Raw genomic sequence first — 22,041 nt, forward strand, 5'->3', positions numbered from 1 at the left:
CTGGCCCCTGCAACCCCCGCTATCCCGGGCGGCAGTTACCGCATACAGCACCTAATACTCCAGATGCCGGCCGTCCACCCGGCGGCGGAAAACCCAGTAGGTCCAGACCTGGTAGGCAAGCACCACCGGCACCAGGGTTAAGGCCACAATGGTCATCACTTTCAGCGTATAAGGACTTGAGGAGGCGTTATAGATGGTCAGGCTCCAGGCCGGGTTGAGGCTGGAAACCATCACCCGGGGAAACAGGCCGGTGAAAAGCGACAGTGTGGCCAGGGCGACAGTCAGGCCGTTGGCGACAAAAGCCAGGCCGTAACGGCGGTAGAACAAAAACCAGCAGGCCAGGACCAGGGCGGCAAAAGCGACCCAGAGCATGATCGCCGCCCCGGCCCGGTCGAAAATGCCGGTCCGGGTATAGCTCATCAACACCAGGATGAGCAGGGCCAATACGGCCGGTGCGCCCGCCCCCAGGGCCGCCCGGCGGGCACGCTCCGCCAGTTCGCCCGTGGTCTTCAAGGTCAGGAAAAGCGCGCCGTGCAGGGTGAAAATCAGCAGCGACGCCACGCCGCCCACCAGAGTGTAGGGGGAGAGCAGTGTCCAGAAGGTGCCGGTGTATTCCATTTGGGCGTTGATGGGCACTCCCTGGATCAGGTTGGTCATGGCCACCCCCCAGAGCAGCGCCGGCACCAGGCTGCCGCCCCAGATCAACCAGTCCCACAGACCGCGCCAGGCCGGGCGTTCGTCCTTGCTGCGGAATTCAAAGGCCACCCCGCGCAGGATCAGCGCCACCAGCATCAGGAAAAGGGCCAGGTAAAACCCGCTGAAAAGAGTGGCATACCAGTTGGGAAAAGCGGCGAACATGGCTCCGCCGGCGGTGATCATCCACACCTCGTTACCGTCCCAGACCGGACCGATGGAGTTGATGATCATCCGGCGTTGCATATCATCCCTCCCCAGAAAGAGGAGCAGTATGCCCACGCCGTAATCGAAACCCTCCAGGAAGAAAAAACCGGTGAACAATACGGCCAGCAAAATGAACCAGAGCGTGTTCAAGTCCATAACGACACCTCCCCGCCGGATTTAGCCGCCCGGTCCGCGGAGATTCCATCCGGCCCCAGCCGGGCGTATTTGCTCAACAGGTACACATCCACCACCGCCAGCACTCCGTAGAGCAGGGTGAAAACAAGCATGGTGGCCAGCACCGCCCCGGCGGAAACGGCAGGTGAAACAGCATTGTTCACTTTTTGCAGTCCGTAGACAATCCAGGGCTGACGGCCGATTTCAGCCATAAACCAGCCGGTGGTGTTGGCGATGTAGGGCAGTGGTATGGCCCAGAGCATGATTTTAAGAAAACGTGGCCCGTTTTCCAGCCGCCCCTTGTGGTTCAGATAAAGCGCATACAGTACCAGCAGCAGCATGACGACTCCCGCCGCCACCATGATCCGGAAACTCCAAAAAACGGGGGCCACCGGCGGGATGTAATCGCCCGGCCCGTACCGGGCTGCATCGGCAGCCTGCAGTTCTTTGATCCCTTTTACTTCCCCGTAGGGAGTATTGTAGGAAAGAATGCTGACCAGGTATGGTATTTGGAGCTCAAAGCCGTTGGTTTGATTTTTCTGATCGATTGAGGCCACTACATTGAAGGGGGCCGGATCGGCGCTTTTCCAGAGCGCCTCCGCCGCCGCCATTTTCATCGGCTGTGCTTTGACCAGGTGCTGCCCCTGCAGGTGGCCGACGGCCATAACCAGCACCAGGGCGATCACCCCCAGAGTCAAACCGTAACGGAAGGAACGGTGGAAAAAGCCGGGGTGATTTTTACGCACCAGGTGATAGGCGCTGATGCCCATGACGAAAAAGGCGGCGGTGGTGAACCCGGCCAGCACGGTGTGTGGAAACTGGTAGAAAACATTCGGGTTGGTGAGCAGGGCGCCGAAGCTGGTCATTTCCGCCCGGCCGTTACGCAGGGCGTATCCCACCGGCTCCTGCATGAAAGAGTTGGCCACCAGGATCCAGAAGGCGGACAGGTTGCTGGCCAGGGCCACCAGCCAGATGGTCACGGCATGCCAGGCCCGGGGCAGCTTATCCCAGCCGAAGATCCACAGGCCCAGGAAGGTGGACTCCAGGAAAAAGGCGGCCAGGGCTTCCACGGCCAGCGGCGCGCCGAATATGTCTCCCACAAAACGGGAATAACCAGACCAGTTCATGCCGAACTGGAACTCCTGCACGATACCGGTAACCACACCCATAATGAAGTTAATCACAAAAAGCTTGCCCCAGAACAGGGTCATCTTCTTATACGTTTCGTCCCCGGTCCGGGCGTAGACGGTTTCCATGACAGCCACCAGGACCGACAGCCCCAGGGTGAGGGGGACGAACAGAAAATGATAGGCCGAGGTGATACCGAACTGCCATCTGGATAATAAGAGCTCAAGCATGGACTTCCCTCCCGGAACGTTTTGCGTTTGCGTCCGCAAACGGGCCGCTTGATCAGCGGCGGCGCATGTTTCCTTCCTGGTACGCTTCAGCGGCATGTGTTCCAATCAATCAACCGGCTGACGGAAAACCACCGTCACCGGCACACCGGCCGTGTCAACCGTCCCGGCCCCAAAGCCGACCCTCTCAAAATAGGGTTTTAATCTAAACCGGAACAGTATACTTTAATCGCCTGATCTCCCCCCTCTCTTCTGCGTTATCCTCCTGCCGCGCAAAGCGTAAAAAGCCGCTACCTTAACCGGCACCCGGACGCACTTGAGCCATGATCAGGCGCCCGTAAAAGTATATTCAACCGGTATACTATTAATGCAAATTATAACTCCTTTTATTTTCACTGTCAAGTTTTTCCCATCAAAAAACGAAAAAGGGCGCATAAAAGCCGGGTGCACCCTTACAGCCGGGCAAAAGTTTAAAAAAGGTAATTTGAAGGAATAACATTTTGTTCTGTCGAAAACATAAACTCTATACTGCACACTAATCCATCCGACCGGAGGTGTCTTGCGATTGGCTGTTTTCTGGCTGCACGCCTTCGCCTCCATATTTGCCGTCATGAATCCGGTGGCCAATGTGCCCATTTTTCTGGCTTTGACAGCCGGTGAGTCCGGGGCCGGACAGCGGGCCACCGCCCGCAAATCCGCTTTGATTGCCTTAATGATCGTTTTGTTTTTTGCCCTGGCGGGACAGATTATCTTTCGTATTTTGGGCATTAGTTTGAATGCTTTCCGGGTCGCCGGAGGGATTCTGCTCTTCTTTATCGCCTTCAATCTGTTGCAGGGAAGGCCGTCCCACGTTCATCATCCCACCCGCGAAGAACACGCCGAACAGCTGAACAAGGAAGACGTTTCAGTCACCCCCCTGGCCACACCGATCCTGGCGGGACCGGGCACCATTTCCACGGTGCTGGCTTTAGACGGCAGTTATCAAAATTACTGGGCCGGCACGGCCATGACCTTTACCGCTTTTGCGGCAGTTTTGCTAATTACGCTGATTCTTTTCCTCAATGCGCCCCGGGTTAAAGAGCTTTTACCCCAGGCCACCATCAATCTGATCACACGCATGATGGGCCTGCTCTTAACCGTCATTGCCGTGCAGATGGCGGCCGCCGGATTGACCGGCCTCTTCCCGGGACTGAGCTGACGGATAAAAGAAAGACCTGCCGCGGCAGGCCTTTCTTTCCTTAAATGAACAAGTTCACATTGGCTTCGTCGGCTTCGCCCAGGTAGGTGGCCACACCGGCAAATTCCAGTCCGTCGATCATTTCTTCTTCCGTGATGCCCATCACATCCATGGACATGGTGCAGGCAATCATTTTGATCTCCTGCTCCTTGGCGGTGGCGATTAATTCAGGCAGGGTGGCCACATTCTTTTGCTTCATCACGCTCTTCATCATGGAGGCGCCCATGCCGCCGAAGTTCATCTTGGACAAACCCAGCTTACCGGCGCCCCGGGGCATCATCCAGCCGAACATGGCCTGCAGGAAGCCTTTTTTCACTTTCACCTTTTCCGGCTTGCGCAGGATATTCAAGCCCCAGAAGGTGAAAAACATGGTCACATCGTCCCCCATGGCCGCAGCGCCGTTGGCAATGATGAACGCGGCCATGGCCCGGTCGAGATCGCCGCTGAAAACAATAATGGTTTTTTTCAAATCCGCACCTCCTCTCCCGGTGGATTTCCGGCAGGTTCTAGAGATAAGCGCGCACCAGATAGTTGGAGATGTCGTCCAGTTTTATTTCCCCGCGGGCGGCCTTTTGCAGGTTGACGAAGCAGATCGGACACATGGTCACACCATTTTGAGCCACGCTTTTAATCTGCTCCACCCTTTCCCGGGCCTTTTGTTTGGCCTTTTTGGGAAACAGCGACTCGGCAGGGCCGCCGCAGCAGTGGGTGAACAGCCCGGCCCCGGGCGGTTCACTGACTTTGACTCCCGCTCCGGCCAAAAGCGTCCGCTGCTCGTTGAGCACATTTTCATACCGGGCATAGACACAGGAGTCGTGAATGGCCACTTCCGCCCCCAGGCTGTGCTTCGGTTTTATGTCGCGCTCCACCAGCACTTCCAGGTAGCTTTTCACTTTCAGGTCGTAACCTTTGATCAGGGCGGGGTACACTGAACGAAGCATGTTGGTGGTGTGCGGGTCGACGGTGATTAAATTTTTCACTCCGTATTTCTTAAAAATGGCATATACTTTTTGTGCGTGTGCAGCCAGCACATCATCCATCCCCAGGTCGTAGATCAGTGCGCCGGAGTACAGTTCGTCCTCATATAGGTAGCCGAATTCCACTCCCGCCTGCCGCAGCAGACGGGCGATGTTGGCCAGCATTTTGTTGTAATCCGCCTGCAGGCTCTTGGACGGCCGGCCCATGAAACCGGAAATGTTGATCACCCGGTTCATCAGCCGCCCTACTTTGATAAAATTGACCAGCCAGGTATCTTCAATTTTTTCCTGCGATTTGTTCACTGCTTCGATGTAAGGAATAAGCTGGTACATCATTCCGGTATACAGGACGGTTTCGCCGCCCCGGGGAATGCCCAGGCCGCCCGCCCACCGGGTGGCGTTTTTGCCGGGAATGGGCAGGACGGAATTGCGCAGGCGCAGGTTATCCGCCAGTATGCCGATGGTTTCGCCGGTCGGTAAGGCCATGGTTACCTCTCCTTAAAGGTTGTAAACCTTTTTATTAATGTAATATCTTAAAGAACGCACATTTTCCGCAATATGCACATTGGCCGGACAGTTTACTTCACACATTTTACAAAGCAGGCAGGAATAAATGGTCTCGGTGTTTTCCAGCACCTTGTCCTTGATCCCCAACAAAACATACCGGAACAGCTTCCTGGGGAGTAGCTCTATGCCCATTTCGCATACGGCCGTGCACACCCCGCAGTTCATGCAAGCAGAGGCGTTGAATTCCCCCGGCCGCTTCACTTCATCGATGAATTCCGGATTAACCTGGGCCACCGTTACCCCTCCTTTATACCGCCCGGTACTTGTAGTAACCGTCGTCGGTCACTTCTTTGGTTTCAGCCACCCGGCCGTACTTGCGCATCCCCATCACCCAGAACATCACTTCATGGGTGGGATAATCAACAGCGGCGGCGATTTCCGGCACAGTTTTCGGCCCGTCCTGCAACACCTGTAGAATCCGGCCGTGCATGAGCATTTCCTCCCGGATTACTTCCCGCGGATCTCTTGCTTTACCGTTCATCTTAGCCCGTCTCCTTTAAAAAGGCGTCGATCATCGACCTAACCTGTGCATCCGTGTAGCCCTTGAGGTCAATGGCGTTTCGCGGGCAGACCGGCGCGCAGCCGCCGCATCCCTTGCAGACGGCCCGGTTTACCGCCGCCACCTCCCTACCCTGGTACTGCTCCTTGCCGATGGCCGTGTAGGGACATGATTGGGCGCATTCCCCGCACCACTGGCAGAGTTCCGGATTAACCGCGGCAATCAACGGCTCCAATTCCACATAGCCCTTCTTGAGAATGGAAGCGCTCTGGGTTACCGCCGCCAGGGCCGAGGCCACGCTTTCCGCGGAGTTTTTCGGCCCCTGGCAGGTGCCGCAGATGAACACGCCGTCCACCACCGTTTCCACCGGCCGCAGCTTGGGATGGATTTCATTGAAGAATCCGTCCCGGCCTACGGGCAGCTTCAATACGTCTGTCAAACCGCTGTTCTCCCGCGGTACCATGCCGGTGACCAGCACCACCAGATCGGCCCGGATTTCCACTTCTTCACTGTAAGTGAGCAGGTCCTTGACGGTAACCTTGACCTTCCCGGCGGCGTCCTTTTCCACCACCGGCGGCTCATTTTCATCAAATTTAAGATAACGCACACCCATTTCCCGGGACTGATTGTAAAGCAGTTCGAACTTGCCGTAAGTTCTGATGTCCCGGAAAAGATGGAACTGGTGCAGTCCGGGATCTTTTTCCAGCGCCGTGAGCGCGGCGTGAACGGCAGCGTTGCAGCAGTAACGGGAGCAATAGGTTCTGTCTTCCCCCTCCGGCTGCCGGCTGCCCACACAGTAGATGTAGACCACGTCTTTGACTTCCCGGCCCTGATACATCAGCCGGCCGTCTGAACTGTCCACCAGCGCCTTGAACTCGGGCAGGGTTAGCACCCCGTCCGTGCCATAGCCGTATTCACCATCCCCGGGCTGGTAAGCATCGAAACCGGCGGCTACAATGACCGCGCCCACATTGGCTTTGATTTCTTCCCCGCCGTTGACCCGGATGACCACATTAAAATCGCCGATGCTGCCGGACTTTTCCACCAGTTCGGCATTGGTGAATAAAGTGATGTTGTTGCGCTTTTTCACTTCGGCTGTCAATTGGCTGATCAAATCACTACCTGACCGGTCGTAGGGATACATTTTCCCAAACCCGGCCACCCATCCACCGGGCGACGCGGCCTTTTCCACCAGCCAGACGGACAGGCCCAGATCGGCCAGCCCGACGGCCGCCCGTAGCCCGGCTATGCCCGCGCCCACCACCAGCACGGCAGGCACGGTGTTGACCACAATAGGCTCCAAAGGTTCGGTCAAATTGGTCCGGGCGATGCCGGCTCTGATCAGCCGGATGGCCTTTTCCGTGGCTCCGGCCGGATCGTCCGTGTGTGTCCAGGAACATTGCTCCCGCACGTTCACCTGGGTATACTGATAGGGGTTCAAACCGGCCCTTTTGGCCACCCCCCGGAAGGTGAACAGGTGCAGCTTGGGCGAGCAGGAAGCCACCACCAGGCCGTCCAGGTTTTTTTCCCGGATATCCTCCAGCATTTCCTGCTGGGTGGCGTCGGAGCAGGTGAACATGGCCGTTTTGGCCACCTCCACGCCCGGCTCGCCGGCCACGGCCTCCCTGACCTTTTCCACGTCCACATAATCGGAAATGTTCCCGCCGCAATGGCAGATGTAAACACCTATTTTTTTATTGCTCATGTGCCGATCCTTGTCCTTTCCACATAGGCCGCCGCCTGGGCCGCGGCCGCACCGGCGTGCAGTATGGAATCAGGTATATCCTTGGCCCCGGAGGCGGTGCCGGCTACAAAAACGCCGTCGATACTGGTCTTGCCGGGATTGATGTCCTCGTCAACTTCTTTGACGTAGAAGTATTCATCCGCCGCCAGCTCCACCCCAGAAAACAGGTTGAACACTTCCGTATTGGGCAAAAGACCAACGGACAGTACCACCAAATCGTGTTCCGCCCTGGCCACCGTGCCACCATTGTCAATGTCTTCGTAAGTCAGGATCAGGTTGCCGTCTTCCTTTTCTTCAATCCCGGCCACCCGGCCCTTGACAAAGTTTGCCCCCATGGCCCTGGCCTGCTGGTAAAACTCCTCATAACCCTTGCCGAAGGCACGTACGTCGATATAGTATACGGTCACGTCAGCCAGGGGCAAAGCACCCATGATCAGCTGATTCTGCTTCACCGAGTACATGCAGCAAACCCGGGAGCACAAGGGGTTATCCACCGACTGATCCCGTGAGCCGGTGCAGAGAATGTAGGCCACGCTGTCGGGCACCTTGCCGTCGTGCGGCCGCAAAACTGTATTGTAAGGCCTGGTGGGAGCCAGCAGGCGGTCCATCTGCATGCCGGTAATCACATTTTTGAACTGCCCGTACCCGTACTGGGTTTTCAGCTGGGCGGGAAATAATCTGAATCCGGTGGAGACAATGACGGAACCCACTTCCACTTCTTCTTCTACCGCCCGCATTTCCATATCAATGGCGTTGGCCGGACAAACGGACACGCATTGATGGCATTCCGAGCAGACGCCGCAATCCAGGCACCGGCCGGCGCTGTACCGGGCTTCCTCCTCGCTGAGGGGCGGCTCCACCTCACTGAAGTCATTCACCCCGCGCTGCAGCGGCTCATTGTTTTCCACCGGCGCCAGGGTGCGGTAACCCTGCTGCCTCTGCAGCACCTGTTCCTTGTCCACCACCGGCAACCGTCCGTCAAAGGCAACCCCGGCCAGGCTTTCCCCCTTCAAATAGCGGTCGATGAAGAAGGCCGCCCTTCTGCCCTGGGCCACCGCATTCACGATCATGGAAGGCCCGGTGACCACATCACCGCCGGCAAAAAGATGAGGCACAGATGTTTGCAGCGTTTCCGGGTTGACATTGATGGTGCCGTTTTTATTCAATTCCAGCCGCCCCTGCAAACTTTCCGTCTGCGGGGACAGACCGACGGCAGTAATCACCAGGTCGACCGGTACGGTCTGTTCAGAGCCCGCCACCGGCACGGGTTTTCTCCGGCCGCCGGCATCGGGCGGACCCAGTTCCATTTTGATGCTTTCCACGGCAGTCAGCTTGCCTTTTTTACCAATGAACTTTTGGGGGGCGCACAGATACTGAAATTCGACACCCTCTTTTTCCGCCGCCTCGATTTCCCAGCGGTGGGCCGGCATTTCCGCCCGGCTCCGCCGGTACTGGACAAACACCTTTTTGGCCCCCAGCCTTACGGCCACCCGGGCGGAGTCCATGGCCACGTTGCCGCCGCCGACCACCATGACCGTTTTGCCCTGCAGGGAAGTCTTGTCGCCCAGGTTGACTGCGCGCAGGAAATCCAGCGACATGATCACACCGTCCAGGTTTTCCCCCTCCACCCGCATCTCCCGGGTAGACTGGGTGCCGGTGGCGATGAATACGGCGTCGAAACCCTTTTCCTTCAACTCAGCCGGGTTTTCGACCCGCACGCCGGTTTCAATTTCCACTCCCAAAGCGGTGAGGTTTTTAATGTCCCGGTCCACCACCTCTTTGGGCAGCCTGTAGGCGGGAATGGCCAGTCTGAGCATACCGCCGGGCGCAGGCGCCGCTTCGAAAATTTTTACCTGATGGCCGCTTTGGGCAAGGTGAAAAGCAGCGGTCAGACCGGCCGGACCGGAACCGACCACAGCCACCTTTTTGCCGGTGGACGCCGGCAGTTGTTTGTATTCCGTTTCGGCATGCTCCTGGTAATACTGATCCGCAACAAAGCGCTTCAGCTTGCGGATCGGCAGCGGTCCTTCCAGCCCCCCGCGGGTGCACTCCCCCTCACACGGGGCATAGCAGGCCCGGCCCAGGCTGCCCGCCAGGGGCGTGGTTTCCATGATCAGGTCAAAAGCTTCCTTGTACTTGCCGCTTCTGACCAGGGCCACATAGCCGTGTGCCTTGATCCCGGCCGGGCAGGTGAAGGAACAGGGAGAGGACCCTTGCCTTTCAATTACGGCCTTTTTGGGCACGGCCTGGGGAAAGGCGATGAAAGCCGCCCGCCTGGCCACCAGGTCGAAGTTGTATTCGTCCGGTACGGCCACGTTGCAGCTCATTTCACACTGCCGGCACCCGGTGCATAAAGAAGGGTTGACAAAAGTCGGTTTTTGCCGTACTTTAACTTTAAATTTGCCGTTTTTTTGCTTTTGGATCTGCTGTACTTCCGAATAGACCATGGCCTTTACATTGGGGTGGTGGGCGGCGGCCGCCATTTTAGGCGTGGAAATACAGCTGGCGCAATCCAAAGTGGGAAATACCTTGCTGAGCAGGATCATTTTGCCGCCCACACTGGGCTCCTTCTCCACCAGCAGAACCTTGTAGCCCATATCCCCCAGTTTAAGTGCCGATTCCATGCCCCCGATACCGCTGCCGACCACGAGAATATCGTAATTCATAGGCTTATCCCTTCCTGGCAGACCCGAGATTTTGCAAGGTCTCGGAAAATTCTTTAATCTGGTTGGTAAACGGTTCCGCGCAAACCGAGCAGATGGCCGACATGCGCAGCCGTTGGGGCTCGAAACCCTTCTCCTGAAGCATTTCCTGCGCCCGGGCGACAATTTTGCCCGACCGCTCCGTACAATCGGAAAGATAGGCACACTCCTCACCGTCGGCGGCGATAAAGACGCCGTCAAACCCCTTTTCCAGGGCGTACAGGATCCATTCCGGCTTAATGCCGCTGGTGCAGGGCATGCTGAGCACCACTACGGAAGGCGGGTAATGCATGTGCGAACTGCCCGCCAGGTCGATGCCCGGATCGGAAATGTTGTTGGTGGAAAAGACAAGGATTTTGGGCAAATCCTTGTCTTTTGCGCTCATTTTTTCCGCCATGTTACTTCATCCTTTTAATAAACAATTTCCAGTAGCCCGACTCCTCCACGGTGCCCAAAAACTCATGCCCGGCCTTCCTGGTCCACACCGGAATATCCTTGTTGGTACCGGCGTCCGAGGACAGCACTTCCATGATTTCCCCCGGCTTGATCTGGGCCACTGCCTTTTTCGCCGCCAGGATCGGTCCCGGGCAGGACGTGCCCCTGGCGTCCACCACTTTGTTTGATTTGATGCTTTTCAGTTCTTCCGGCGTCATGTAAATCTCCCCCTTGGCATTTTTTAAGTATGTTTTTTAAAAAAGTTTGCCAGTTAGTTGAATAACCCCGGCCAACGTTCTCACTGCCGGTTGCGTCCGCAAAAACCGCTACTCCTCCTGTGAAAGCCGGCGGATTTGTTCCATGACCGCATAAATCCGGCGGTCACGCACACTGTAGTAGACGTTCCTTTCCTCCCGCCTTTTGACTACATAACCCTTGGCCATTAGAATCTGCAGTTGCTGGGATATGTTGGACTGTTTGGCGTTCAAGTATTCCGCGATTTCCCCCACGCTTTTTTCCCCTTCCCGCAGGGCGCAGAGGATTTTCACCCGCACCGGGTTGGAGAAACCTTGTAGAAAGTCGGCCACCCGCTGGCATTCCTCCCAGGTGGGCATGGGCAGTTCGTTGAAGTTCATGTTCTCGGCATTGTTCATCAGTCATCACCCATTAACATTTTAATGATCATTAAAACTTTAATGTATTATCCCACACCTTAGTCTGCCCTGTCAATAGCTTTTTTGATCAAAAAACAAAAAACCTGACCGCAGAAAGAATCCTCCTGTAGTCAGGCCGGGTGCAGCGGAAATCAGCGTTTCCAACCGCCGGGACGGATCATGCCCGCCGGTAAACCGGTAAAATAAACGATTGTTTTGATCGCCGGCCGTACGGTAAAACACCGTTCACCGGCCGGTTATTTTGATCGCTTCAATGCCCGGTGGGGCCTTTGGGAATGCGCCCGGTTTTGATGCATTCACTGCGCAGGCGCCGGCCGGTGATTTTTTCCACCGTCCGGCCGATTTGCAGCACGCGGTCCACATCAACGCCGGTGTCAATGCCCATTTCGTCCATCATCACCACCATATCCTCGGTGGAAACCAGACCGACGATATTCGGATCCTGGTAATAATAGTCGCCGGTGCCGGCCACGGGCACCCCGTCCACAAAGTTGGCCGGCTGGCCGCCGGTGCCGCCCAGGGTGCTTTCGAAGTGGGTGACGCCGGCCTGCAGGGCGGCCAGTACATTGGCCAGCCCCCAGCCGCGGGTGACGTGGAAATGGGCGATGTGCAGCTCCGGATTGGGGAAGGCGTCCAGGATCAGGGAAAAATATTCGTAAACCTTGTCCGGCGGCGCCGAACCATCGTGGTCGGCGTGCTCGATGTCGTCGGCCCCCAGTGCCAGAAAACGCCTGGTCACTTCCACCGCCGCCTTTAATTCCGTCGGTCCTTCAATCGGACAGCCCCAAATGGTGCTTACCGTGCCGTTGAATTTAATACCTGCATCGTGCGCCTTTTTGATGCAGCGCTCCACTTCCGCCCAGTACTCCTTGTGACCCAGACCGGAATTCCTGACCATATGGGAAGGAGAGGTGGACACCATCATCAAAATGCGATCCGGCCCGTAACCTTCGTTCTTTGCCCGGATGGCCCGGTCCACCGCCTTTTCCCGGATGGTCACGGCCGTCAGCTCGACGCCGGCCAGCCGGTCCTTGACCCGCTTGCTGGTGCGGATCAGCTTGAACAGTTCATCCGCATCGGCAAACTGGGGCATGCCCCGGGGGTTGCCGAAGTTGGTCACCTCCAGGCGGTTAAAACCGGCCAGGATCAATTCCTCCAGGCACCACAGCTTGGCCCGGGTGGGAATGAATTTTTCCTCGTGCTGAAAGCCGTCCCGCACGGTGATCTCACCCAGGATCACTTTTTTCGGATAATCGAACATGATATTGCCCCCCTAATAAAAGCCCGCTCCCGGTTGCCACCGGTAAAACCGGCCGAATCAGGATTGACGGTTCGCTACACATTAATAATGACGCAGCAACCGCGGACGGATTAAACGGCCCCCGGCGGCAAAGACCCGTGCACATCCGTACCGGCATGTTGATGTCTTAACCGCCGGCAAAAGAATATTTATACCGTTCTCCTGATTCCGCCCTCCCGGAGCGGGTGGATTTATATCTTGCCTTGCCTTCCCTTGCCCTGCAGGTTGTTCTATCCAACCCGGCGCCGGCCGGAACAAAACCGGAAGGCACGTTTCAATTATTTAGCTTGCTTTGCTGTCAGGTGAACCGGAATAGACTGGCCGGACGTTTTTCTTACCGTCCCCGGTAAACCGGTTTACGTTTTTCGTTAAAAGCCTTCAATCCCTCGTCCCGGTCCTCCGTGGTCAGACAGACGTTGTAACATTCGGCCTCCAGGGCCAGGGCGGTGTGCAGATCCAGCTCCACCCCCAGGTTGATCGCCCGCTTGGCCTGCTGCAGGGCAACGGGGCCGTTTTTGGCAATTTCCCGCAAGAGGGTCATCGTTCTTTCCATCAAATCCGGCGCAGGCACCACGTAATTCACCAGACCCAACTCCAGCGCACCGGCGGCGGTGATCCGCCGGCCGGTGAAGATCAATTCCTTGGCCTTGTTGCGGCCGATTACCCGGGGCAACAACTGCGTCCCGCCGCCGCCGGGAATGATCGCCAGCCCCACTTCCGGCAGGCCGAAGACGGCATTTTCCGCGGCGATGATGAAATCGCAGCCCAGGGCAAACTCCGTCCCTCCCCCCAGGGCGTAGCCGTTCACCGCCGCTACCAGCGGCTTGGGAAACATGGCCACGGCTGTGAAGGCGCGTACGAAAAGAGCACGCTGTTTCTTCATCTCCACGTGGCTCATATTTTTTCTTTCTTTCAGGTCCGCCCCGACGCAAAAGGCCTTCTCCCCTTCGGCGGTGAGCACGGCGGCAAACACAGTATCGTCCAGGGCCAGTTCCTCCAGCGCGGCCAGCAAATCAGCAGCCATTTGCGTGCTCAAAGCATTCATGGCCTGGGGCCGGTTAAATGAAATGACCGCCACCGGTCCGCGCTGCAATTTAATAGTCTCGTAATCCACTCCCCGTCACCACCTCAAACCGGATAAACCGGATGCTTGCGTTCGGCGAACTTCTGCCGTTTGGATTCGTACAGGGTAAAGCGGGCGATCAGCTCCTGGCGCAAATCGCGCCCGCTGACGATGTGATCGACCACCAGTTCCGAAGCCAGGCGGTAGATGTCCACATCCTGCAAATATTCAGTCTGTTTTTGCCGGATAAATTCCGGCCTTTCCTCCGGCGGCAGGGCGTTGATCTTGTTTTCGTAAACCGCCTTCACCGCCGCCTGCGGACCCATCACAGCCACCTGGGCGCCGGGCAGGGCCATGCAGCAGTCCGGTTCGAAAGCCGGGCCGCACATGGCATACAGGCCGGCCCCGTAGGCCTTGCGTACCACCACCGAGATCTTGGGCACCGTGGCCTCGGACATGGCCGAGATCATCTTGGCCCCGTGGCGGATGATGCCCTGCCTTTCCACCGCGCCGCCGACCATGAAGCCGGGCACGTCCATCAAAAACAGCAGGGGGATGTTGAAGGCGTCGCACAGGCTCATGAAACGGGCGCCCTTGTCGGCGGAATCGACGAACAGCACGCCGCCCTTTTCTTTCGGCTGATTGGCCAGAATGCCCACCACCCGGCCGCCGATGCGGCACAGGCCGGTGATCAGTTCCGGGGCGAAAAGTCTTTTAATTTCAAACCAGGTGCCCTCGTCAATCAAACAGTCGATTAGCTCATACATGTTAAAGGGTTCGCTTTCTTTGACCGGCACGATATCCTCGATGGAACGTCCGGACGCCGCCGCCCGGGCCATGGCCATCGGAGGACGGCCCAGGTAGTTCTGGGGCAGGTAGGTTAGATAGCGCCGGCAGGACTCAATGGCTTCAGCCTCGCTCATGGCCAGCAGGTCGCCGCAGCCGCTCTGACTGCAGTGCATGTGTGCCCCGCCCAGTTCCTCCAGAGTGGTCTTTTCCCCGATCACCATCTCCACCATACGCGGCGAGCCCAAATACATGCTGGCGTTGCCGTTGACCATGAAGACCACGTCGCAGAAAGCCGGAATATAGGCGCCGCCGGCTGCCGATGGTCCGAAAAGCAGGCAGATCTGGGGAATCATACCCGACATTTTCACTTCATTATAGAAAATGGCCCCGGCGCCCCGCCGGCCGGGAAACATCTCCACCTGGTCGGTGATGCGCGCCCCGGCGGAATCCACCAGGTAAAGCATGGGTACCTTCAGGTCCTGTGCCGTTTCCTGGATGCGCAGAATCTTTTCCACCGTGCGCCAGCCCCAGGAACCGGCCTTGACCGTGGAGTCGTTGGCCATTACGCAGACCGTACGGCCGTGGATTTTGCCCACCACCGTGACCACCCCGTCGGCGGGCAGATCCCCGGCCATGTTGTTGGCCCAGAAGCCGTCCTCACAAATTAGCGAACCGGGATCCAGTAACAGCTCCAGCCGCTCCCGGACAAACATTTTGCCCCGGGCGGCATTGCTCTCGTGATATTTGGGCGCGCCCCCTTTTTTAATCTTTTCCGCCTTTTCCAACAATTCAGATTCAAGTTGTCTCAAGTTGATTTCTTCCATCGTCCCAACCCCTTTGTCCGGCTTTTCAAATTCTGTCCACAGCCCGCTCCCGTTGACGCATCAATGCCAGCACCCCGGCCCACTTCCATGCCTTCGGCGGCGAACAGGGACGGATCCCGGTGACTCTCTCCCCCTCCCGCAACAGGCCGCCGCCCAGGAGAACGCTCACGATGGCGGCCACCACCTGTGGCCGCACTCCGCAACACACCGGGGGCATAAAATCTTCCTCTTCCTCTCCGGAAGGATAAAGGCGCCGGTCATCAAAAAATTGCAGTTCTTCATCTCCATCAGCGCCGGAAAACATGACCATCCCCCCATTTGGCGCTTTCATCTCGCAACAGGCCGGCACGAAACCAATTATTTTCCCTTAACAGTTGATATTATAGGGTAAAAGGCTGAATATTACCCTAAGCGGCTTCAGACTATTCACACGAACGGCCGGGGACAAGGACAAAAGTGTTATCGTTTATTTACACTCCGACCAGCACGGATACTGTTTCCGGAAGAGGATAAAAACCGGCACACCCCCAACTTAAACGGACCCGGCCGGCTATGTCTTTATTAATTTACACTTAATTTTAACCGGCCGGATGCCGGCCAAAATGATACACATCTCCAATCACAGCTCCAATATGCCCCCCCCCCGGAGTCCGGTAATATTTTCCGGCGCGCGATTGGCGCCGCCGGTCCGCTTGCTGAATGCACCGGTCTTGTTTTGTTTTCCGGAACTTATGCCCCAACTGCTACACGGAACGTCCGACGCCGGCAAGAACGGCTGTTTCAGATCAAAAAAGGAAGGGCCTTGCGGGCCTTCCTTTTCCGCCTTAGCTTTCACACGTGCCGTCTTCCTTTACCGTCGCCACCTCATGAACGGCGGGACAGCGCTTGCGCTTCTCCACGAAGCCGATTTTTTCCTTCATCTGCTGCACCCTGGTTTCCAAATCGCCTTTAATAATGGTGTAAGGCACATTCATGATATCCAGGAAGTTCTTAATCTTGGTGTCCACCACCACGGCAAAATCGTTGTCCTGATACCTGATACCGTCTTTTTCTACATTAAACTCGCGTGGAATGTAAAAAACCTCGTAACCGGGGAGGTCGCGCATAGCCCATTCGTACAGCTTCATCAGGGCGTAAACCTCCCGCGGGTTTTTGAAATCGCAGCTCAAAAGGCCGTAAACATAATTCAAAATGGTGGCGTTATCGCAAAAGATAATATCACAATATCCCAGTTCTTCCTCCCGGCGCTTCTGCCCTTCGTAAAGCAGGAACTGCTCGAAGATGGTGGTGGGCACACCGTACCAGGCGATATAGGAGCGGGCAAATTCCAGGCACACGTCACTGATGTATCCGGCCATACTGAAGTCCACATCAAGCTGTTTGCATAAAGTGGTCTTGCCCGTACCCGGTCCGCCCAGAATGGCTATTTTTTTGGTTTGCTTGTGCTCCGCCATGAATACTTCTGCTCCCCCTCGTACAACTGATTAACTGTTATTATATCATAATTCCGGCGGCTGTTATGCTTATAAAAATTTCTTGCTGTTTTTCTCCCCGTTATAGGTAAACAGTACTTTTTTATTGTCCACCACCGTCTCCAGATGCACCGGCCGGCCCCACAACCGGTAGACGTACGGCAAAGTCCGTTCCAGGTAAAAAACGTCCAGTTCGATGCCTTCATAGCAATGCCTTAAATAAAGCTCCCCCCGCTTATTGAAATCACCGTCTTCCACCACGATACAGGGAAAACCGCCGTTGGTCAGGCCGGCCACAATGCCGTCCCGTACCTTTTCCCATTCCTTGTCGGAAACTTTCCAGTCGTAACCCACTTTTTTATACAGGTATAAATCCATTTCTTCGATCAATTCCCTGGTCAAATAATTGCGCAGGAAGGAGATATCGTTTTCCGTTTCCCGTACTTCGAAAATTTTTTGCCGGCCTTCACCTCCGGGACGGCCGTATTTTTTCCTCTCCTCCTCCGTGGGTTTATCCCAGCGTTTTTCGATGTCCTCGAAGATTTTAAGCCCCAGATGATACGGATTCAAGCGCATGCGGGAAGTTTCAATCACTCCGGCGTGCATCTTGGCAAACTCGACGGCCTCATCCTCCGTCATGTCCATTTCACGCATAATGCGCAAATGCCAGTAGGTGGCCCAGCCTTCGTTCATAATCTTGGTTTCCAGCTGCGGCCAGAAGTAAAGCATTTCCTGCCGGATCACGGCAATGACGTCCCTTTGCCAGTCCTCCAGATCCCGGGCGTTTTCCATGATAAATGTCAGCAAATCCTTCTCCGGCTGTGCGGGAAACTTTTTTGGTTTTTCCGCGCAGTGCCCCTGACATTCGGACCGGTCCAGTTCCCAGAGGTCATCGTATGGCGTCTTTTGATGCTGGTGTCCGCCGCACGACCCCCGGCCGCAACCACATTTCTTTTGTTCTTCATCATCTTTCGGCCGTTGTCTGATGCGCTGACGGGGATCCACATGCTCCTGCAGTGAGATTACCGCATCCAGGAAGGACTCCACCTTTTCTTTGCCGTAATTGAATTCGTAGTTCCGGAAACGCTCGGCGGCACTGGCCATGGACTCCACCATATAGCGGGCGGTATGCTGAAAATATGCGTTGTTTTTAAAAAAATCGCAGTGGGCCAGTACATGGGCGATAACCATCTTGTTTTGAATCAGTGAATTGCCCTCCAATAAAAATGCATAGCAGGGATCGGAATTGATCACCATCTCATAGATGCGGCTCAGGTTATAGTCGTACTGGGTCTTCATTTTATGATAGGCCTTGCCGAAAGTCCAGTGTGAAAAGCGGGTGGGCATGCCGTAGGCACCAAAAGTATAAATGATGTCCGCCGGGCAAATCTCAAAATACATGTTGTAAAAATCCAGGCCAAACTCCCCGGCCTTGGCGGTAATCTTTTCCACCGCTTCGTTCAAAAGGCTCAGCTCATCCCTGGCCAAAGCAATCACCCCCGGTATAAAATGCCGTCTTTTCTCCAGGCAAACTTGTTTTCCGGCTGCAGTCAGTCATCCTGTTTATAGATTATGTGCCGCAACGGGGGGAATTGTCTCCCGGCAAAAGAAAAACCGTTATTTTTACCGGCGGTCCGGAAAGCATACAAACAATCCCGCCCTTCCGGGCGGAAGTTTTCAACGGCCGCACCGCCGGTGAAGGGCGGCTGCGGATTTCCGCTCAGCACCGCTCCATAAACAAACCACAGGCCCGGTCTTCCGGGCGCCCGCGGGCCAGAACCTCCGCCAGGCCGGACCGGCCGGCCAGCTTTAAGATATCCAGAGCGTGTATTTCCGGCGGCACCCTGTTTTGCAACGTGCCGTAACGGGAAATAGCGGCCACGCAGCCCGGCCTGCTTTCCCCGCGTCCCCGGATCCGGACCAGAAAACGGCATTCCCGGCAGGTATGCGCAGCCACCTCCCGCATTTCCGGCAGGATTAAACGGTGGCTTTCCCACAATTTGTTACCTTGCATGCCAGGCGCCCGCCCCGGTCAGGGAAGCGGCCCGGCAAATGGCCTTTTCCCCGAATCTATTTCTTACCCGGTCATAGCCCCGTTCAAACCGGTCCAATTTCTCCTGTCTGCCGAACAAAGCAAGCTGCTCCTGCCGGGCCGGAATCAAATTGGCCAGGGCCACTCCCACCAGGCGCACCGGCCAACCGGCGGGCCAGTGCCTTTCCAGCAGCATTACCGCCGCACGGTGGATTTCGGCCGCCAGGGCGGTATATCCGGGCAGTGTCCGCCGGCGCGACAAGCAGGCGAAATCGGCATCCTTCAAAGATAATACCACTGTTTTGCCCACGTAACCGCCGGCCCGCACCCGCCGGGCCACCTGGTCGGCCAGTTCCAGGACGACCACCTTGACCTCCCCGCCCCGGTAATCCCGGGGCAGGGTAATCTGCTGCCCGACACTTTTCACCATCTCCAAACTGCCCGGGTCGACGGGACTGTAGTCAACCCCCCGGGCGCAGAGCCAGAGCACCTCACCGTTCACTCCAAAGCGTCTCTTAAGGACGTCCACCGGGAAATTGGCCAGGTCTCCAATGGTATGGATGTTAAACTGCCGCAAGTGCCGCTCATAACGGGGACCCACCCCGAAAAGCTTCCGCACCGGCAGTGGCCACAACCGGACGGGAACATCTTTTTCTTCCAGTACAGTCAGACCGTCCGGCTTTTGCAACCCGGCCGCCATTTTGGCCAGCAGTTTGTTCGGTCCGATGCCCACGCTGCAGGTAACGCCCACCTCATTACGGATGCGCTCTTTTAGCTTCCGGGCTATTTCCACCGGTGAACCCAAAAGGTTCCGGCAACCGGTAACATCCATAAAGGCTTCATCAATGGAAAACGGTTCCACCAGGGGGGTGAAGTCCCGCATAATACGCAGGATGCGGCTGGAAAAACCGACGTAAAGATGATACTGCGGCTTGATTAAAACGCCGTCCGGACAGGTCAGCACGGCTTCGCCCACTGTCATGCCCGTTTTTACGCCTTCGGCCCTGGCCTGGTAGCTGGCGGCTAGGACAATTCCGTGCCGTTTGGCCGGATCGCCGGCCACAATCACCGCCTTGTCCCGCAAAGCCGGATCCAGTGCCTGATGCACACTGGCAAAAAAGGCGTTCATATCGGCCAGTAAAATAGTCCGCGACATAAACACCTCCCCCCAAAAACGTATTTCGGAAACATATTTTTCAGAAACATATGTTTTAGGCTATTATATCCAAAACTTACGTTTGCGGTCAAGAGGGAATTTTTATTCCGGGACGGGATAAAATCATGACCATAAAAATTTAAAAGGGCTGTACCCCAAAAGGCCAGCCCTTTTAAACGGTTTCACCAGTTGCGGACTTCCCCGCCCGGCGGCATCCCCGGGCCCATACGCCCCATGGGTCCTTCCGGTCCCCGGATACCGGTGGCCTCGGCGCCCATCGGGGCGCCGGTATACAGCGGATCCAGCGGGTACCAGCCGCGGGAATGCATCAAGTCGAAGATCTGCTTCTGGGCATTCAATTCTTCGTTGTTGATGTGGATCAACGTGTTGCGGATCCGGTCATTGGCCGCTTCTAAAACGGCCGTGTGATAACCGGTGGAGATCATCTTGGTACCGGTGATCAAATCGGTAAGAATGTCGCGATCGCTGAACTGCACAGATCACACCTCCTGTCCTGGTTTTTAATGCTGCGCCATGCCGGAAAGACCGGCGTCCTGCAAAAGATTGTTCAATGTGCTGATGTGCCGCTGCCCTTTATCCACACACTGTTGCAGCAGGCTCTGGACGGCCGGGTCCCGGGTCTGGTTGAGGTAGAACTGCGACTTCCTGGCGCACAACTCCTCAGCTTTGAGTTGCTCCATAATGTGCAACTTTTCCATTTCCGTCATCCGCCAATGATGCATGCTTTTGTCACCTCCCCTTTTTCAACCCTATTATTTTTCCGCCATCGCCGTTTTATTCCCATTTTTCCGTCAACAAAGCAAATTCGACAATATTTTTACATGATTGCACCTGACCCGGCAGGAAATGTCAAGGTTCGTCACGAATAAGTTTTTGGTTGGGGTTTCAATACCGGAACAGGAGCTGGAAAATGGCAGCGCCACCTAAGAACGGCAGGAAGTCAATACATTTTAAAACCTTCCGCTACGATCCGGCGGAACTGGACCGCGTGCTCAAACAAACCCTGACCGCCATTGAAAACGGAAAACGCAATATTTTTGACATCGCGGAAAGTACCCGGGCCGAATATGAGCAGGTAAAAAATGAACTGAACGGAATATATGAAGAAGTAAAAGCCATTATCGAGCAGGTGGACAACCAGGCCAAAGAAGAATTGCGTGCCCGCATCCGCCTGGCCGAGGTAAGCCGGGATTTTAAAAAATACGGAGAATTGGATATCAAGAGCGCTTATGAGGAAGCACAGAGGGCGCAGCTCAAACTGGCCGAGTTACGCAGTCAGGAGAAATTGTTGCGCTACCGGCGGGATCATCTGGAGATAAACCTGCGCCGACTGGGGGCCATGCAGGAAAAGGCGGAAAAAATGCTCACCCAGTTGGGCACCGTGCTGAATTATTTGGCCGGCGATTTACAGGATCTGGGCTCTAAAATCGGCGAACTGGAACAGATTCATCAACTCGGCCTGAGCATCATGCGGGCGCAGGAAGAAGAGCGGCGCCGGGTGGCCAGGGAAATCCACGACGGACCGGCTCAAGCCATGGCCAACATCGTTATGCGTACGGAATATCTGCAGGCCATAATGGACGTTGAACCGGCGCGGGTGAAGGAAGAGCTGAAATCCTTGCAACAACAGGTCCGGCAGGGTTTGGCGGATGTCCGGCAAATCATCTTCGATCTAAGGCCAATGGTGCTTGATGATCTGGGCCTGATCCCCGCCATCAAGCGCTATCAAACGGAATTCCAGAACAGGTACAACCTGCCGGTGGAACTACTGGTCCTGGGCGGTCAGCAACGCCTGCCCGCGGCGGTGGAAGTGGCCCTTTTCCGGATCTTTCAGGAAAGTTTGAGCAATATACATAAGCATTCCCGCGCCCGCCATGTACTGGTCAAGCTGGAGACATTGCCCAAAAAAATCAATCTGGTGATCAAAGATGACGGGTGCGGTTTCAATCCGGAAGCAGCTGCGGAAAACCAGGAGGAACATGGTTACGGTCTGGTTGGGATGCGGGAAAGAATACAGATTTTACAGGGAGAACTGACCATCAGCAGCGCTCCCGGAAAGGGAACGACGATCAGTGTTTCTGTTCCTGTTTAACAGGAAACTTCAAAACAAAGGAGCGATA

At 56.1% G+C, this 22,041-nt stretch carries 23 protein-coding genes; 2 read left to right on the forward strand and 21 right to left on the reverse strand.

Annotated features, from left to right (window positions below):
• Positions 1–51: 51 nt before the first annotated feature.
• Together cydB and A6M21_RS16885 are read right to left on the reverse strand one after the other, a co-directional pair.
• Positions 52–1,056: a cytochrome d ubiquinol oxidase subunit II gene (gene cydB / locus A6M21_RS16880; RefSeq protein ID WP_066671570.1), complete on the reverse strand. Its 1,005-nt coding sequence runs from the start codon at positions 1,054–1,056 to the stop codon at positions 52–54.
• On the reverse strand, positions 1,047–2,432 hold the full coding sequence (locus A6M21_RS16885; protein ID WP_066671684.1) for a cytochrome ubiquinol oxidase subunit I: 1,386 nt from the start codon (positions 2,430–2,432) through the stop codon (positions 1,047–1,049). Before A6M21_RS16885 ends, cydB begins: the two co-directional genes overlap by 10 nt.
• A gap of 562 nt (positions 2,433–2,994) precedes the next feature.
• Here A6M21_RS16885 and A6M21_RS16890 point away from each other — a divergent pair.
• A complete protein-coding gene (locus A6M21_RS16890) occupies positions 2,995–3,627 on the forward strand; it encodes a MarC family protein (RefSeq protein ID WP_078060834.1) in 633 nt (210 codons plus the stop codon).
• Between the two features lie 40 nt (positions 3,628–3,667).
• On the opposite strand, the gene A6M21_RS16895 is transcribed toward A6M21_RS16890, so the two are convergent.
• The 19 genes from A6M21_RS16895 to A6M21_RS16990 form a co-directional block, all read right to left on the reverse strand.
• A complete protein-coding gene (locus A6M21_RS16895; protein WP_066671573.1) occupies positions 3,668–4,135 on the reverse strand; it encodes a DsrE/DsrF/DrsH-like family protein in 468 nt (155 codons plus the stop codon).
• Between the two features lie 37 nt (positions 4,136–4,172).
• Positions 4,173–5,129: a (Fe-S)-binding protein gene (locus tag A6M21_RS16900; RefSeq protein WP_066671576.1), complete on the reverse strand. Its 957-nt coding sequence runs from the start codon at positions 5,127–5,129 to the stop codon at positions 4,173–4,175.
• Between the two features lie 12 nt (positions 5,130–5,141).
• The gene (locus A6M21_RS16905; RefSeq protein ID WP_066671586.1) at positions 5,142–5,444 is read right to left on the reverse strand and encodes a 4Fe-4S dicluster domain-containing protein; all 303 of its coding nucleotides are present in this window, start codon (positions 5,442–5,444) and stop codon (positions 5,142–5,144) included.
• A gap of 13 nt (positions 5,445–5,457) precedes the next feature.
• Positions 5,458–5,691 carry a transcriptional regulator gene (locus A6M21_RS16910; protein WP_066671588.1) on the reverse strand — a complete coding sequence of 78 codons (234 nt, stop codon included), beginning with the start codon at positions 5,689–5,691 and terminating at the stop codon, positions 5,458–5,460.
• Between the two features lies 1 nt (position 5,692).
• The gene (locus A6M21_RS16915) at positions 5,693–7,414 is read right to left on the reverse strand and encodes a CoB--CoM heterodisulfide reductase iron-sulfur subunit A family protein (protein WP_066671590.1); all 1,722 of its coding nucleotides are present in this window, start codon (positions 7,412–7,414) and stop codon (positions 5,693–5,695) included.
• Positions 7,411–10,119 (reverse strand): FAD-dependent oxidoreductase, encoded by a 2,709-nt coding sequence (locus A6M21_RS16920; protein ID WP_066671592.1) that lies wholly within the window; start codon positions 10,117–10,119, stop codon positions 7,411–7,413. Before A6M21_RS16920 ends, A6M21_RS16915 begins: the two co-directional genes overlap by 4 nt.
• A gap of 4 nt (positions 10,120–10,123) precedes the next feature.
• Positions 10,124–10,552: a hydrogenase iron-sulfur subunit gene (locus tag A6M21_RS16925; RefSeq protein WP_066671595.1), complete on the reverse strand. Its 429-nt coding sequence runs from the start codon at positions 10,550–10,552 to the stop codon at positions 10,124–10,126.
• 1 nt (position 10,553) lies between these two features.
• On the reverse strand, positions 10,554–10,808 hold the full coding sequence (locus tag A6M21_RS16930) for a sulfurtransferase TusA family protein (RefSeq protein ID WP_066671596.1): 255 nt from the start codon (positions 10,806–10,808) through the stop codon (positions 10,554–10,556).
• Between the two features lie 108 nt (positions 10,809–10,916).
• On the reverse strand, positions 10,917–11,243 hold the full coding sequence (locus A6M21_RS16935; RefSeq protein WP_078060835.1) for an ArsR/SmtB family transcription factor: 327 nt from the start codon (positions 11,241–11,243) through the stop codon (positions 10,917–10,919).
• A gap of 271 nt (positions 11,244–11,514) precedes the next feature.
• Positions 11,515–12,525: a beta/alpha barrel domain-containing protein gene (locus A6M21_RS16940; protein WP_066671598.1), complete on the reverse strand. Its 1,011-nt coding sequence runs from the start codon at positions 12,523–12,525 to the stop codon at positions 11,515–11,517.
• A 373-nt stretch (positions 12,526–12,898) separates the two neighbouring features.
• Positions 12,899–13,678 carry an enoyl-CoA hydratase-related protein gene (locus tag A6M21_RS16945; protein WP_066671600.1) on the reverse strand — a complete coding sequence of 260 codons (780 nt, stop codon included), beginning with the start codon at positions 13,676–13,678 and terminating at the stop codon, positions 12,899–12,901.
• Positions 13,679–13,692: 14 nt separating this feature from the next.
• Complete coding sequence (locus A6M21_RS16950; protein WP_066671602.1) at positions 13,693–15,240, reverse strand: acyl-CoA carboxylase subunit beta; 1,548 nt, start codon at positions 15,238–15,240, stop codon at positions 13,693–13,695.
• Between the two features lie 25 nt (positions 15,241–15,265).
• Entirely contained in the window at positions 15,266–15,544 is a 279-nt protein-coding gene (locus A6M21_RS16955) for a hypothetical protein (protein ID WP_066671604.1), read from the reverse strand.
• Positions 15,545–16,064: 520 nt separating this feature from the next.
• Complete coding sequence (locus A6M21_RS16965; RefSeq protein WP_066671611.1) at positions 16,065–16,694, reverse strand: AAA family ATPase; 630 nt, start codon at positions 16,692–16,694, stop codon at positions 16,065–16,067.
• 69 nt (positions 16,695–16,763) lie between these two features.
• Positions 16,764–18,200, reverse strand: a complete 1,437-nt coding sequence (locus tag A6M21_RS16970; RefSeq protein ID WP_078060836.1) for a SpoVR family protein — start codon at positions 18,198–18,200, stop codon at positions 16,764–16,766.
• A gap of 232 nt (positions 18,201–18,432) precedes the next feature.
• Positions 18,433–18,726, reverse strand: a complete 294-nt coding sequence (locus A6M21_RS16975) for a hypothetical protein (RefSeq protein ID WP_066671615.1) — start codon at positions 18,724–18,726, stop codon at positions 18,433–18,435.
• Positions 18,716–19,900, reverse strand: a complete 1,185-nt coding sequence (gene dinB, locus A6M21_RS16980; protein WP_066671618.1) for a DNA polymerase IV — start codon at positions 19,898–19,900, stop codon at positions 18,716–18,718. Before dinB ends, A6M21_RS16975 begins: the two co-directional genes overlap by 11 nt.
• A gap of 182 nt (positions 19,901–20,082) precedes the next feature.
• On the reverse strand, positions 20,083–20,397 hold the full coding sequence (locus A6M21_RS16985) for a spore coat protein (protein WP_066671621.1): 315 nt from the start codon (positions 20,395–20,397) through the stop codon (positions 20,083–20,085).
• A 24-nt stretch (positions 20,398–20,421) separates the two neighbouring features.
• Positions 20,422–20,643, reverse strand: coding sequence for a hypothetical protein (locus tag A6M21_RS16990; protein ID WP_066671624.1), 222 nt, complete (start codon positions 20,641–20,643; stop codon positions 20,422–20,424).
• Positions 20,644–20,831: 188 nt separating this feature from the next.
• Between A6M21_RS16990 and A6M21_RS16995 the strand changes: the two genes are divergently transcribed.
• The gene (locus A6M21_RS16995; RefSeq protein WP_078060837.1) at positions 20,832–22,013 is read left to right on the forward strand and encodes a sensor histidine kinase; all 1,182 of its coding nucleotides are present in this window, start codon (positions 20,832–20,834) and stop codon (positions 22,011–22,013) included.
• Positions 22,014–22,041 lie beyond the last annotated feature (28 nt).

The organism is Desulfotomaculum copahuensis (assembly GCF_001655685.1).
GTDB classification, from domain to species: domain Bacteria; phylum Bacillota; class Desulfotomaculia; order Desulfotomaculales; family Desulfovirgulaceae; genus Desulfotomaculum_G; species Desulfotomaculum_G copahuensis.

What these genes read in the sequence shown, in the direction of transcription:
- cydB (WP_066671570.1), bottom strand. Translation starts at nt 1,056, where the DNA reads ATGGACTTGAACACGCTCTGGTTCATTTTGCTGGCCGTATTGTTCACC.
- A6M21_RS16885 (WP_066671684.1), bottom strand. Translation starts at nt 2,432, where the DNA reads ATGCTTGAGCTCTTATTATCCAGATGGCAGTTCGGTATCACCTCGGCC.
- A6M21_RS16900 (WP_066671576.1), bottom strand. Translation starts at nt 5,129, where the DNA reads ATGGCCTTACCGACCGGCGAAACCATCGGCATACTGGCGGATAACCTG.
- A6M21_RS16910 (WP_066671588.1), bottom strand. Translation starts at nt 5,691, where the DNA reads ATGAACGGTAAAGCAAGAGATCCGCGGGAAGTAATCCGGGAGGAAATG.
- A6M21_RS16915 (WP_066671590.1), bottom strand. Translation starts at nt 7,414, where the DNA reads ATGAGCAATAAAAAAATAGGTGTTTACATCTGCCATTGCGGCGGGAAC.
- A6M21_RS16920 (WP_066671592.1), bottom strand. Translation starts at nt 10,119, where the DNA reads ATGAATTACGATATTCTCGTGGTCGGCAGCGGTATCGGGGGCATGGAA.
- A6M21_RS16925 (WP_066671595.1), bottom strand. Translation starts at nt 10,552, where the DNA reads ATGGCGGAAAAAATGAGCGCAAAAGACAAGGATTTGCCCAAAATCCTT.
- A6M21_RS16930 (WP_066671596.1), bottom strand. Translation starts at nt 10,808, where the DNA reads ATGACGCCGGAAGAACTGAAAAGCATCAAATCAAACAAAGTGGTGGAC.
- A6M21_RS16935 (WP_078060835.1), bottom strand. Translation starts at nt 11,243, where the DNA reads ATGAACAATGCCGAGAACATGAACTTCAACGAACTGCCCATGCCCACC.
- A6M21_RS16940 (WP_066671598.1), bottom strand. Translation starts at nt 12,525, where the DNA reads ATGTTCGATTATCCGAAAAAAGTGATCCTGGGTGAGATCACCGTGCGG.
- A6M21_RS16950 (WP_066671602.1), bottom strand. Translation starts at nt 15,240, where the DNA reads ATGGAAGAAATCAACTTGAGACAACTTGAATCTGAATTGTTGGAAAAG.
- A6M21_RS16955 (WP_066671604.1), bottom strand. Translation starts at nt 15,544, where the DNA reads ATGTTTTCCGGCGCTGATGGAGATGAAGAACTGCAATTTTTTGATGAC.
- A6M21_RS16965 (WP_066671611.1), bottom strand. Translation starts at nt 16,694, where the DNA reads ATGGCGGAGCACAAGCAAACCAAAAAAATAGCCATTCTGGGCGGACCG.
- A6M21_RS16975 (WP_066671615.1), bottom strand. Translation starts at nt 18,726, where the DNA reads ATGCAAGGTAACAAATTGTGGGAAAGCCACCGTTTAATCCTGCCGGAA.
- dinB (WP_066671618.1), bottom strand. Translation starts at nt 19,900, where the DNA reads ATGTCGCGGACTATTTTACTGGCCGATATGAACGCCTTTTTTGCCAGT.
- A6M21_RS16990 (WP_066671624.1), bottom strand. Translation starts at nt 20,643, where the DNA reads ATGCATCATTGGCGGATGACGGAAATGGAAAAGTTGCACATTATGGAG.
- A6M21_RS16995 (WP_078060837.1), top strand. Translation starts at nt 20,832, where the DNA reads ATGGCAGCGCCACCTAAGAACGGCAGGAAGTCAATACATTTTAAAACC.